Source organism: Bifidobacterium sp. LH_730, assembly GCF_056355835.1.
Window position 1 is genome coordinate 180,831 of record NZ_JBKETB010000006.1, and the last position, 12,771, is coordinate 193,601.

Consider the following 12,771-nt stretch of genomic DNA (forward strand, 5'->3'; position numbering starts at 1 on the left):
AAAGGCCCGCTCACATTAGGATCCGCCTGGCGGCGGTGCTCCCTCTCCGTCACGCCTTCGGCGCGCCATTTCTCCCGCAGGAGAGAATCTGCCCGCTCCCAGCAAACGCCCAGCCGCCATTCGTAGGCTGTGCCGTATGGATGGCAAATTGCGCGTGCACGGCCACTTCAACGGACTGAAGACCACCTTGCTCTTCGCGTTGATGTGGGCCATCGTCATGCTGATCTGGTGGGCGACCGGCGGTACCCGGGGCACCCTTGGCATCTTCATCGTCATCGGTCTGGTCACGACCTTCGGCTCCTACTGGTTCTCCGATAAGATCGCCATCGCCTCCATGCATGCCAAAGAGGTTTCCGAGGCCGAGGCGCCGACGCTTTACCGCATCGTGCGCGAGCTGTCCGCCAAGGCCGGCAAGCCGATGCCCCGTATCTACGTCGCCCCGACCGAAAGCCCCAACGCCTTCGCCACGGGCCGCAACGAACGCCACGCGGCCGTGTGCTGCACGCAGGGCATCCTCAACATCCTCAACGAACGTGAGATCCGCGGCGTGCTCGGACACGAGCTCATGCATGTCTACAACCGCGACATCCTCACCTCGGCCATCGCCTCCGCCATGGCCACGGTGATCACCTATCTCGGCTATTCCCTCATGTATTTCGGCGGCGGACGCGACCGTGAGGACAACGGCGGCAGCTTCGGTCTGATCGGAGTGCTGCTGAGCAGCATCCTCGCCCCTATCGGCGCTTCGCTGATTCAGATGGCGATCTCTCGCACGCGCGAATATGACGCCGACGAGGACGGCAGCATGCTCACCGGAGATCCCGAGGCGCTCGCCTCCGCCCTGAACAAGATCACCTATGGTGTGCAGGCCAACCGCATGCCCAAGACGGCCGGCACGCAGGCGGTCTCCGCGCTGATGATTGCCAACCCCTTCTCCGCGGTCGGTTTCTCCAAGCTGTTCTCCACGCATCCGCCCACCGAAGATCGCATCGCCCGTCTGATGGACATGGCCCGCCAGATGAGCGCCCAGCGCGTCGGCGGCGCCTCCGGCCCCGCGCAGGTCGGATACTGACGGTTTTGCCGTCATCCTGAGCGAGCGAAGCGAGTCGAAGGATCTCTTCGCTGCGCGTATCACTGGGCGAGATCCTTCGACTCCGCGCTGCGCTCCGCTCAGGATGACAGAGGCGTCCAGAATGAGGAACGTGCCCTGTGCATGTGCTAGACTTACCTCCTGTGCCTCACAAGGGCCACCTGCGGATGTAGTTCATCGGTAGAACGAAAGCTTCCCAAGCTTTAGAGGCGGGTTCGACTCCCGTCATCCGCTCCACTAGTCTCAACGTCGAGGCTCTAGAGCCCAATCATTTCAACGATTTTTGATTTTGTTGATGCCTGCTCAATCACACGGATTTCGCCGAAATGTTGTCACCGCGTTGTCACGGAATGCGCAGGAAGAACCGACGGGGAAGAGTCCCGGTCCAAGGATTGCTGCCGTTGCCCCTAGCGAAATGCTGGGAGCTGATCTTCTCAGAGCGAACTTACAGTGCTTGTTCGTGTAAGACGACGGTCGCCGGTACTGAAGCGCGGCAGTACCCATTATTTCTCGGCTTCGGCGGCTGCGATCTTGCTGCTGATGGATGTTGCCACGTCATCAAGATCGGTGTCGAATAGATCTGCGTAGGTGTCCAGTGTCATTGCTGCGTTCTTGTGCCCGAGCATACGTTGGACCGCCTTGACATTTGCCCCGGAACTGATGGCGATGGATGCCGCTGTATGTCGAAGATCATGACAGGTTAGCGTTGGGACGCCGGAATCGCGTAATGCTCTTGCATACCAGCCGTGGTTTTTCGCCGATTGTTCTCGTAGACGACCGCCTGAAGGCGAAGTGAATACTAAGTCTTCGGGATCCTTGCCGTCGCATTGCTTCTTGATTGCTTCCATCACTTGTGTCGGGACGGGGACATCTCGTATCTCCCAAGTTTTTGGAGCGCCTTCGAAATGATCTCTGCCGGATCGGACCCAGCTCAATCGCACTTTGAGACGATTGCTCTTAGTATCCACATGTTTGACGCGTAACGCAGCCGCTTCGCCCCAGCGGAGACCGCAGAAGCCAAGGGTTAAGATCAGAGCTTGGTAACTACCTGCTGCCTGAGCAAGGCTGAGAACTTGTGCGGGTGTGAGGTAAGTGCGGTCTTTGCGCTGCTTTCTTGGCAGCTGACATCCATCCGCTGGGTTGCGTCGTATGCTGCCGTCTCGGACCGCAAGGTCCAGCACTCCTTTGAGCACTCCATGAGCGCGAATGGTAATCGTCGCGGAACGTCGCTGGGCTAGTTCGCTAACCCAAGCCTGTATCTCGCTGTGCCTGATGGATGCGATTTCCCGGTTTCCCCAGGTGCCGCATACGTGCACTCTCCACGAGCATTCAAGGTCGCCGTAATACTTAGGCTTGACGACGTTCTTCTTGCCCTTCAGCCAAGTGTCTGCGAATTGGTGGACTAGCGTTTTGCCCGCATTCGGGTCGATGTAGTCGTTGTCTGCAATGTACGTCGTCATACGGGCCAGATAATCCTGCGCGTCTTTCCGCCGTCGGAAGCCTCGCTTGGTGCGCTGGACGTGATTGGGGTCGCGGTAGCTGACTCGGTACAGTTTGTTGCCGGATTTGGTGGTATAGGCGTATATGGGCATGATTGGTTGTCTCCTTCGACGTTGCCGAAGGAGACAACCCTTATTGCAGAAGCTTCTCTAGAGAGATGCCAGCGGGGGTGCCGGGTTCGGTTTCGTCGTGAACGGTAATAGGTAGTGGAAGCTTTGCTGAAGCTGACTCTGGAACGCGCTCTTTCATGAGCGTTAGCCAATGCGAGGCGGTTCGCAGAGGGATGCCGAAGACTTCTGTCAAATGTTTTGTCGCTGGACCTTTGTTGAGCTGGGTAACCGAATAGACTCGTGAGACCCATTTCAGAGTATTAGGTGTGGGGCCTTGCTTGCGGAGCGCAGGGAAATCGATGTTGTGCAGCACGTCATGTTCCCAATCCGGCAGCGGGCCGAAGATGTCGGTTCCAGTATTCGTGATCTCATAGGCCCACAGCGGGGGATGGTAGGAGCGGATGATCTGCTCGATAGGTAGGCGCGCGATGTCCCTGATTTTCAGTTCCCGCGTGGTACTGATCTCGCAGTTCCGCAGTACGATGCGCTGCTCTTCCTCGCTGTAACCCATATGAAGGCGGATGTCGTATTTTCCGATGCGGTCTTCCATTGCGCGGATGCAGTAATCGGCTCTGACGGCGATTTCTGGCGCAATGGAGACGAATGCCGTTCGGTCCATGCGCTCCAAATCCGTGAAGACGATGAACTTCCATTTGTCTACGTCGAGGGCATAGGCCGCGTCTTCGTATAACGGGTTTGTCTCTTCCGCACTCATAACGGTAAGTATCGCATGGATGACAATCACTTTGCAATAGCCATGTTGACAACATAGAGGCAATGATATGCTACAATCACAGCAATGGCAAATCTGTCAACAAATAGGCAAGTCAATTGAAAGGGGTTGCAATGAATACAGCAGTAATTGAATCGGAGCCATACATCAGCGATGACGAAGTGGCGTCTCGCATGCCTGGCATGACCAAGGGAAATCTTGCGCAGTTGCGTTATACGGGCAAGGGGCCTAAGTTCTACAAGCCTTCACCGCGCGTAGTGCTCTACAAGTGTAGCGATGTCCAGAACTGGATTGAGGACCATGCGCAGACGAGAACGCGATGAGCGCCGGGTTGAACGAGATTGCTCCTCGGCAATGTGTGCCGGGAAACGAGTAGGGGTCGCGTCGATTGGGATTGACGTGACCCCTGGAATCCATGTAACGTGCGCCGGTGTTTGGCTGATGGGCGCGCGATGAAATCAAAGGACTCTTGCAATGCATGATTATAGTCGTTTGCGCCCGGAGAGGGGCGAGTATATCGGGGACGGGATAGCGAGGACTGCCGGTGGCATCCCGTATAACCCGGAAGCTGACGGGAGCGCGTCGTTCCCGGACGACGGATTCTGGAATTCCAGGGAGACCCTTCGGGAGATCGAGCGGTACGCGGTCAGCAGGTTCGTGTCCCCCGACGCGGTGCTCGCGTCGGTGCTTGCCCGCATCCTCACGGCGACGCCTCCCCATGTGGTTTTGCCTCCCGTGATCGGGGCGGGCTGGGGATCGTTGAATTTCGGCGTGGTGATTCTCGGCAATCCGGGTTCGGGCAAGGACGCGGCCTTCGGCGCCGCGGGGGCGCTGGTTCCGGACATCCGCGACGCGCCGGTGACCAGCGTGGCCAGCGGGCAGGCCGTCAGCGCGTTGTACGGCCAGCGCGTGCAGAGGGACGGCAGGTTCGTGCTGGAGTGCAAGACTCCCCGCGCGATGATCAGGTTCTCCGAGGCGTCCAATTTCAGGGCGCTGTCGAGCGCGAGGGAAAGCAACCTCCAGCCGGAGATCCTGTCGCTGTTCTCCGGCCAGCCGATCGGCGACTACACCAAGAACAAGGAACTGTCCGTGACCATCCCGGAACACGGGTACAGGAGCGTCATGGCGATCTCCGCCCAGCCCTCGATGATGGGCATGTTCGAGGAAGGCGTCGGCGTGGGCTTCCAACAGCGGTTCCTGTACGTCTCCGCATACAGCGACAGGCTCAACGCCCACGCTCTTGACGAGGAGCCGGTCGGGCTGTCGTCGTTGGCGAAGTTCCCCTACGACACCGGTCTGCTGCCGGCCGACTATCCCATCGATCAGATGAACCGGCTCTACGAATGCGGCGGCTACGACAAGGCCAACGAATCCACGCCTGAATCCGCCCGTCTGAGGATGCGCCCCATGCGGCTGCCCCCGATCGTGGAACAAGAGATCAAGGCCGACAGGCTCAGGGTCAACAGGGAGCATGGGGGCGATCCGCGTAGGGCGCACGGCATGTATCTGCGCGTGAAGCTCGCGGCGGCGCTCCGCCTGCTCGAGGATCCCCGGGCGCTCGAGATCACTCGTGAGGACTGGATGCTCGCGGGCGTGCTGGTGGAATACTCGCACCAATGCTACGAGGAGAACCTGTCGGAGTACAGGAGGGAGAACCTCAAACGACGCGCGGACTACAAGGAAGAGGACGAGCTGGCCCGCGAACAGGTCGACATGCGCTGCCAACGCTCCACCGAGGAACGCATCATGGAAATCCTGGCCAACTCGCCGAAACCATCCGTGTCCAAAGGAGAGATAAGCCGGGCCCTCTCGAAACGGCAGAAGGCCTACAGGGATGACGCCCTGGAAAACCTAAAGGCTTCGAGAAGGATCAAACACGAGAAGGGCGTGAAGGGAGGAGACTGGTACTCGCTCGCCTAGCCAGCCTACCGACCTACCCGCCTACCCACTACTGCCATAAGGGTTCTCGCAGCCTACCGACCCTGCCTACCGGCCTACCCGGGATGATTCAACGTAGGCCGGTAGGCCGGCTTGGTAGGCGGGCGGATCCCAATGATTCCAACGGATAGGTCGGTAGGCTGGTAGGCTGTGGCATGAGGATTCCGGCTGATGATGATTTGCCTTTCTTCGCCCTGGGAGGGGAAACGCCATGGTGCTCGCGCCGGGGACGATCACATTCATTGCCATAGTTGCCGATGGAACCGAGTCGTTGCGCTTGACGTTGCCAAAGAACGCGCCTACTGTGCGTTGAAAAGCGAGTGGCGGCCCGCGGCGTGAGGCATTCACAGGGACAAGGATCTCGCGACTTCCGAAGTCGTGCATGAAGCCATCTCATCATGGTTCCCAGCTGGCGGCGATGCCATTTGTGGATGAACCCCTTCGGCATGGTGTGCGACACGCCGGGAGTGGTTTTTCGGGGGTATTTTCAAGGGTGTGCTGGCCGTCGTGTTTGGCTGTGTTCATGCCTTGTGGTTCCGTGGTTGTTCCCCCGAGGGGTGGTTTGCCCTCTTGACGAGAGGCGGCTAACTTTCACACTGTACGGGTGTATCCGATTGTCGGATGCCAGGAGAGAGTGCCGGCCATGTGGTGTGTGCGTGGCCGGCGGGAAGCGTAGTGAATATGCGGAAACATCAGACCCCCCCCCCCTATTTGCTAGGAGCCTGGGCAGGAAACTGACGGCGATTGTGTCCGCCGTCGCTATGCTGGGTGCCTTTGCCGTCACGGGCACCGCCACAGCCGAGGAAAGCGTTCCCAATGGCGGGAATGACGCGGCCGGCGTGGAGCAGGCCATTGCCAGTGAGCGGACTGCCGCTACCGCCGAGGGCTCGGGCGCAACGCTGTTCAACGAGGACTTCACCGGTGAGACGGTTGCCTCTTCATGGAAGTTCCTCGGCGACGCCTGCCTGACGGCCGTTGGGAATCGCAGGGCTGACAAATACTGTTCCGAGGACGATGGTACGCGGTTCTATCGAGGACAGGCCAACGGTTTCCTTCAACTTACCGATGCCGATGAAGGCCAGACCGGTTCGGTGCTGTACGATTCCGAGATTCAGTCGAAGCTCGGACTGGACATCACGTTCACCCAATACCAGTTCGGCTCATCCAGCAATCCCCCTGCCGATGGCATCGGCTTCTTCCTGACCGACGGCACGACGACGCTCAACCAAGCGGGCCCCACCGGCGAGGGCGTCGGCGGGGCATTGGGATACTCCGCCATCGTGGACCACTCCGGAAGAGATTCCAGGACCGTGGCCGGCATCCCCAACGGCGTTCTGGGAATAGGTCTCGATACCTTCGGCAACTTCAGTGCCAAGAAAGAGGTCGGCGGCGACGGAACCCGCGACGAGAACGATCCTTCCACCAAGCATCAGTATTCCGTGACCGTTCGCGGCAAGGGCGAACAGAACACAAAAGGTGAATGGAAGAACGGCTACGGCATCATCGCCACTACGAGCGGCTTCCAGTCCCTGCTGTACGGAGATGCGCCTCGAGTTGGCACGGCCGGGCAGAATGGTGGCACCAAGGTCAACATCAAGCTCAGCGTGCCCAATGAAAGCGGCATCCAGCGTCTCACGGTCACACTGACAGGTCCCAACGGGAACGCCAACACTGCGATTGACACCGATTTGACGGAGAAATTGCCCGAACTAATCAAGTTCGGTTTCTCCGCGTCGACCGGCGCGAACAACGCGGTCCACTTCATCCGCGGAGTGACGGCGAAGACCGTCGAGACCCCGAAGTCGGACATCATGCTCACCAAATCCGTGGACCATCGCGATGGAACGGGCACCCCGAAGCAGGTGTTCCAAGCCGGGGACACTGTGCCGTACATGTTCGTGGTCAGCAACGTCGGCGACAACGAGCTGAGCGACGTCACCGTCACCGATGACAAGATTTCAGCCCATGAAGGCTCGGTGACATGTCCCCAAACTACTTTGGCAGTGGGCGCGTCCATGACCTGCACCGGTTCGCTGACGCTGACGGACGACGACATCGCCTCCGGCTCGTTCACGAACACCGCGACCGCCACGGGCACGGACAACAACGGAACAGTGTCTGACGAGGATTCCGCCACGATCACGACGTTCGCCGGTCTGACCGCCCCGGAACACGAGAAGTACATCGAAAAGGATCCCGTCGCTTCAAGCCCGAAGGACTCCTACACGCTGAACCTCGACGTGACCGGCAAATCCCAGAAGGTGATCTCCACCACTGGTTCACAGACGCCCGTGGATGTTGTGCTGGTGGTTGACAACTCCAACAGCATGCATTTCCCCGTGGGCGAGCATAGGGAGTCAAGCGGCACCGAGGGGTACGCCAAGGACCCCAATGACGAACGCTGGTATTACGTCAAGCAGGCGTTGAATGGCATGGTGGAATCGCTGTTCGATGCGGATGGTTCCGGGAAAATCGACCTGCAGGTCGGCATGGTCAAGTTCGCCCGCAACGCCACCAAGATCAATCTCGGAGACAACGGTTATTCCGGAGACAAGGCGACCATCGAGAACGCGATCAAAGCCCTCAAGGTCGCTGACAAGGAAGCGCCTGATAAAGATACTGAGACCGGTGGCACCGACTGGTACAAGGCCCTGAACACGGCCAACGACTACAAGGGTCGTGAGGGCGCCCAGAAATACGTCGTGTTCATCACCGACGGCCAGGCCACGCGTACCAACGGTGACAGCAACAGCAAGTATGACCATGAACATGGGGATCAAAGCGGTATCTGGAAGACGGATACGTTCGCGCAGGGCGAGAAATTAGTCAACAACGGTTGGAACGTACTGAACGTGGGCGTCGACCTATTCGATAGCGAAAGTCCGACGGGCGACCAGGGTAAGACTCTGCTCACGGATTTCACTAACACTCTGAAAAATAAGGCCGGGACCGGCGAGAACGCCCCCAAGGTGAAGATGTTCGACGCACAAGGCACTGGAATCGGAAGCATCTTCGACCAAGTCGGTTCGATGATCACCAACACGACGACGTTCGCCATCGGCAACGTGTCCATCACGGATGTATTGACGGATATGGCCGAACCATACACCGGTCTGGATTCCGACGGGAAGCCGGCGGTGTGGGAGAACAGCAAGACGCTGACCGTCGGTACCCTTGGAAAAGACGGAGTTGACGTCGAGATCAAGGCCGCCAAGACGGACGGGAATGAAGAGACACCTCTCCCCGATGACACGTATTTCAAGGATGGCAGGGCGCTGGCCGGCAAGGGCTTCACGGTGACGTACGACGCCCAAAACAAGACCATCAAGGCAACGTTCCCGACCGGATACGTTCTGGAGGACGGCTACACGTACACGCTGCGATTCAAGGTGAAACCGACCCAGACCGCATACGATACGTACGCCGATAATATGAATCAACAGGGCGCAACCACCGGCTACACCGGTGATAACGCTAAGGGTGGCGAGGGCTTCTTCACCAACGCCGCAACCGGTCCGCAGCTTTCCTACTGCGTGGCGAAGAGCGAGAGCGACGGATACTCCTGCGATGGTGACAACAAGATGCTCGATTACGATCGTCCCGTCCTGCAGGTGAAGACCGGCCAGATCAAGGTGACCAAGAAATGGGATCCCGCGACCTCCGCGCCGACCGGCACGGGCGCGAGGGTGACGGTGAAGCTCTACAAGGATTACGTTGAAGGCGGTTCAAACACTGCCATCGCCTCGCGGGACTTGACCTCCGACAACAATTGGTCCGCGACGTTCGAGAACCTCGCCCCAGGCCACACCTACAAGTTGGAGGAAGTGGCGGTCGACGGCTATACGACGACTATCACCTATAAGAACGGTGATAAGGCTTGGAATGGGAAGATCATCGCCGACGACCTGTGGGCGGTGGAGCCGGATACTTCCAAGTCCGACAATGTGAAGATCTACGAGGCCACGGTGACGAACACACGCGACATCACGCCCGCGACCGTCAATCCGCAGATCACGAAGAGGATCAGTGGCCGCGATTTCCAGAACGGCGACGAGTTCACATTCCACGTGGACGCGAACGGCACCGCGAACGGCGAGGATGTCACTGCGCCGCTTCCGGAGAACGTGAATGCCGAGGGCGACTACCTGCTCAAGGCTGGTGAGGGTGGCGCGGGCATCGATAGCCTTACCCGCAGGCTCGGCGCGATCACGTTCACCCAGCCCGGCACTTACGAGTACGTGATCTCTGAGAAGGCCGACGGCTCCGTGGCGAACATGCAATACGATTCGACGCAATACCGTCTGGTCTACAGGGTCACCGAGAGCAACGGCGTGCTGACCGCCGAGCGCACGCAGCTGCAATCCCGTAAGGGCGTTGACTCCGAATGGACCGATGTGACCAACCGTAAGGGCATGGTGTTCACGAACACGGTCTCCAAGACCCCGACCGTGAGCCTGTCCGGCGTCAAGAAGATCACGAACCGCACGTTCAACGACGGCGAAAAGTACGTGTTCCACGTGCAGTCCGTTGACGAGCAAGGTAACGCGGCTAACGCCCCGATGCCTTCCAACGTGAAGAACGGCTCATACGAGTTCACCGCAACCGGAGACACTTCTGAGGGAACTCTTGACTTCGGCACTATCTCGTTCAAGGCTGATGGCACGTATCGCTACCTGATTTCCGAGGATCAGGACGGCAACGGCAAGAATGACATGTCGTACGATCAGGGCCAGTACCTGGTCACCGTCAGCGTGACGGACGGCAAGGCGAGTATCAGCCAGATCCAGCGCCGAGAATCCCAGGACGATGAATGGACGGGCAACGCCACAGGCACGGGCGTGGTGTTCACGAACGTGTACCAGCGCAAGGATTCCACGAGCGTGACGATCACCGGCGACAAGCTCGTCAAGGATTCCGCCACCGGTGAGGAAACCCCCGCGACCGAGGCTGGACAGTATGAGTTCGAACTGGTGGACGAGAACGGCAATGTGCTGAAGACCGCGAACAAGAGCGACGGCACGTTCGAGTTCACTCTGCATTACGACGATAAGGATGTGGACAAGGAGCTTACCTATCTGGTGCGCGAGAAGAACCTCGGCAAGACCGGCACCGCGTACGATGGTACCGTCTACACGGTGAGCGTGCGAGTGTACCGCAACGAGAACGGCAACCTGGTCGCAAGCCAAGCCTACGTCAAGGATGGCCAGCTTACGGATCGGATTCAGTTCGTGAACACTGTTACCCCACCGACCGCGACGACGTTGAGCCTGCCTGCTCATAAGACGCTCGCCGCGGATGCACCGCATGGTGGTGACTTCACGTTCACCGTGACCGACTCCGACGGTAATCCGGTTACGTCCCATACCGAGCGGGGAATGGCCTCGGGTGACACCCGCGACTGGATCTTCGACCCGATCACGTTCACCGAACCCGGCGCCTACACGTACAGCGTGCAGGAGGAGAACGGCGGCCAGACGATCGACGGCATCAAGTATGACGGCACCGTCTACAAGATCACGGTCAATGTCACGGTCGACGGGAACAACCAGCTCATCGCCCAAGCATCCTTCGATCCCAGTGGTCCCATCAGCTTCGAGAACACCGCCGAGGACACTCCCGATCCTGGTGTGACCTACCATCAGCTCACCGTCATCAAGAAGGTCGTGACCAAGTGCGGTGAAGATCCGGACAAGGTTGGTTCGTTCCTGATCAACGTGAACAATGGCGAAACCCAGTCCTCGCTGCAATATGCGAACAGCCATCAGGAATCCTTCCTGGTGAAGGATGGCGCCACATACACGGTGAGCGAGCCCGCGGTTGACGGCTACACGACCACGTACACCGTGACCGACGGCCAGGGCGAGGTGTCCGCCGACGGCGTGACCGGCACCCCGACCGGCGACGTGACCGTGGTGGTGACCAACACCGCCACCGGCGACTGCCCGACCCCCGGCGATCATGACGTGCCCGTGACTCTCGACCCCGGCAAGAAGTACCTCGAGGGCCGTGCGCTGAACAGGGGCGAGTTCACGTTCGAACTGTGGGACGGCGGCCGGCTGGTCGACACCGCGACGAACGACGTGAGCTCCTCGGATCCGCATTACGGCAGCTTCCGGTTCGACTTCAAGCAGGAGGCGAACACCACGAAGAGGTACGTGATGAAGGAGAGGAACACTAATCTGCCGAACGTCACCTACGACACGAAGACCTATGAGGTCACCGTGACCACGGATGACAACGGCGTGAAGTCTGTCTCCTATTCGCCCGACTTCTACGACAATGGCGTGGCGTTCAAGAACACGTACACCAAGCCCGACCAGCCCGGTCCCGGACCCGACCCGGACAACCCGGACCCCGGTAATCCGGATAATCCTGATGAACCGACGATCCCCACTACTCCGACCAATCCCACGACTCCGGAACATCCGGTGCCTGGCTTGTCGAAGACTGGTGTGGCCGTCATGGGCGTGACTGGTCTGGCGTTGATCCTGTTAGCCGCGGGCGCGGGCGCGCTCTTGTGGCGCAGGAGGGGCATGAGCCCGGTTGCGGGCGCGCATCACGCGAGGTAGCCGGAGAGCTGATTGGCCGGCCGAGGGTTCCCGATGTTCCGGGTCCTCCGGCCGGCTTGCGGGGAGGCGGATCCCGTGTCCGTGGGTTCGTCTCCCCTTTCCGCTTTTTATTTCTTTTGCTTGTTGGGGGAGGCGTCGTCGCATGGCCGCGCATAAGTTCACGAAAACCGAGATCCACTATCTGAAGATGCTGCCGGCGGTGGCGAGCGTGACGAGCGCGCGCATCACGTACAGCGACGAATTCCGCGACGAGGCCACGCGCCGCTATCTGGCAGGGGAGAGTCCTGTGAGGATTTTCCGTGAGGCCGGCCTGGATCCGAAGCTGGTGGGTTACAAGAGGATCGAACGCTCCTTCGCCCGGTGGAAGACCGACCATGAGGCCGGCCGTGTCAAACAGACGGGTAGGCAGCCGGTGGATCCCGTTGCGGATGGGGCGGGACTTAAGGATGATCCGCGCGACCGTCTCATCGTCAGGCAGGCGCTGCGCATCAGCCAGCTCGAGCAGGAAGTCACCCGGTTGCGCGCACTGGCGGGGACGACCAGCGCTGCTTCCGCCGGTGAGTCTGCGGGCGAGTAGCCCGCGTAACCGGCATCGGGCGTAGGGTGGCCCGTCCGGCGTGCCCTGTTCGTCGTCATGGCATGCGCTGGTTGACGGATCGATCTTCAACGATATGGGGTCGTCACGGGGGAGCGCAGCGGCCCCTTTTTCATCGTTCCCGGCGGCGGAGAAGAACACGGTGCCGACAGCAACGCCACACATACCGACAAGAGCGACACCGCAAGCGAAAGCGTCGAAGGCAACGCCTCAAACGCTTCCCTATGGCACCAGCG

At 59.7% G+C, this 12,771-nt stretch carries 7 protein-coding genes and 1 tRNA gene; 6 read left to right on the forward strand and 2 right to left on the reverse strand.

Translation table 11 applies throughout. The annotated features are described in order from the left end of the window. The first annotated feature begins 136 nt into the window (after positions 1-136). Together htpX and AC1AUD_RS08985 are read left to right on the forward strand one after the other, a co-directional pair. Positions 137-1,072, forward strand: coding sequence for a zinc metalloprotease HtpX (gene htpX, locus AC1AUD_RS08980; RefSeq protein WP_476574002.1), 936 nt, complete (start codon positions 137-139; stop codon positions 1,070-1,072). Positions 1,073-1,253: 181 nt separating this feature from the next. Next, positions 1,254-1,327: transfer RNA gene (locus AC1AUD_RS08985), tRNA-Gly, on the forward strand. A 266-nt stretch (positions 1,328-1,593) separates the two neighbouring features. Here AC1AUD_RS08985 and AC1AUD_RS08990 read toward each other — a convergent pair. Together AC1AUD_RS08990 and AC1AUD_RS08995 are read right to left on the reverse strand one after the other, a co-directional pair. Then, positions 1,594-2,682 (reverse strand): tyrosine-type recombinase/integrase, encoded by a 1,089-nt coding sequence (locus AC1AUD_RS08990; RefSeq protein WP_476574003.1) that lies wholly within the window; start codon positions 2,680-2,682, stop codon positions 1,594-1,596. Positions 2,683-2,722: 40 nt separating this feature from the next. Further along, on the reverse strand, positions 2,723-3,415 hold the full coding sequence (locus AC1AUD_RS08995; RefSeq protein ID WP_476574004.1) for a hypothetical protein: 693 nt from the start codon (positions 3,413-3,415) through the stop codon (positions 2,723-2,725). A gap of 131 nt (positions 3,416-3,546) precedes the next feature. On the opposite strand from AC1AUD_RS08995, the gene AC1AUD_RS09000 reads away from it, so the two are divergent. The 4 genes from AC1AUD_RS09000 (at position 3,547) to AC1AUD_RS09015 (ending at position 12,517) form a co-directional block, all read left to right on the forward strand. After that, complete coding sequence (locus AC1AUD_RS09000; protein WP_476574005.1) at positions 3,547-3,756, forward strand: helix-turn-helix transcriptional regulator; 210 nt, start codon at positions 3,547-3,549, stop codon at positions 3,754-3,756. Positions 3,757-3,907: 151 nt separating this feature from the next. After that, positions 3,908-5,353, forward strand: coding sequence for a hypothetical protein (locus AC1AUD_RS09005; protein WP_476574006.1), 1,446 nt, complete (start codon positions 3,908-3,910; stop codon positions 5,351-5,353). A gap of 764 nt (positions 5,354-6,117) precedes the next feature. Then, on the forward strand, positions 6,118-11,940 hold the full coding sequence (locus tag AC1AUD_RS09010; protein WP_476574007.1) for a Spy0128 family protein: 5,823 nt from the start codon (positions 6,118-6,120) through the stop codon (positions 11,938-11,940). Positions 11,941-12,082: 142 nt separating this feature from the next. After that, complete coding sequence (locus tag AC1AUD_RS09015) at positions 12,083-12,517, forward strand: HTH domain-containing protein (RefSeq protein ID WP_476574008.1); 435 nt, start codon at positions 12,083-12,085, stop codon at positions 12,515-12,517. Positions 12,518-12,771: the final 254 nt, after the last annotated feature.

Excerpts from the sequence above, each read along its gene's own strand:
- htpX (WP_476574002.1), top strand. The coding sequence starts at position 137 with ATGGATGGCAAATTGCGCGTGCACGGCCACTTCAACGGACTGAAGACC.
- AC1AUD_RS08990 (WP_476574003.1), bottom strand. The coding sequence starts at position 2,682 with ATGCCCATATACGCCTATACCACCAAATCCGGCAACAAACTGTACCGA.
- AC1AUD_RS08995 (WP_476574004.1), bottom strand. The coding sequence starts at position 3,415 with ATGAGTGCGGAAGAGACAAACCCGTTATACGAAGACGCGGCCTATGCC.
- AC1AUD_RS09000 (WP_476574005.1), top strand. The coding sequence starts at position 3,547 with ATGAATACAGCAGTAATTGAATCGGAGCCATACATCAGCGATGACGAA.
- AC1AUD_RS09005 (WP_476574006.1), top strand. The coding sequence starts at position 3,908 with ATGCATGATTATAGTCGTTTGCGCCCGGAGAGGGGCGAGTATATCGGG.
- AC1AUD_RS09015 (WP_476574008.1), top strand. The coding sequence starts at position 12,083 with ATGGCCGCGCATAAGTTCACGAAAACCGAGATCCACTATCTGAAGATG.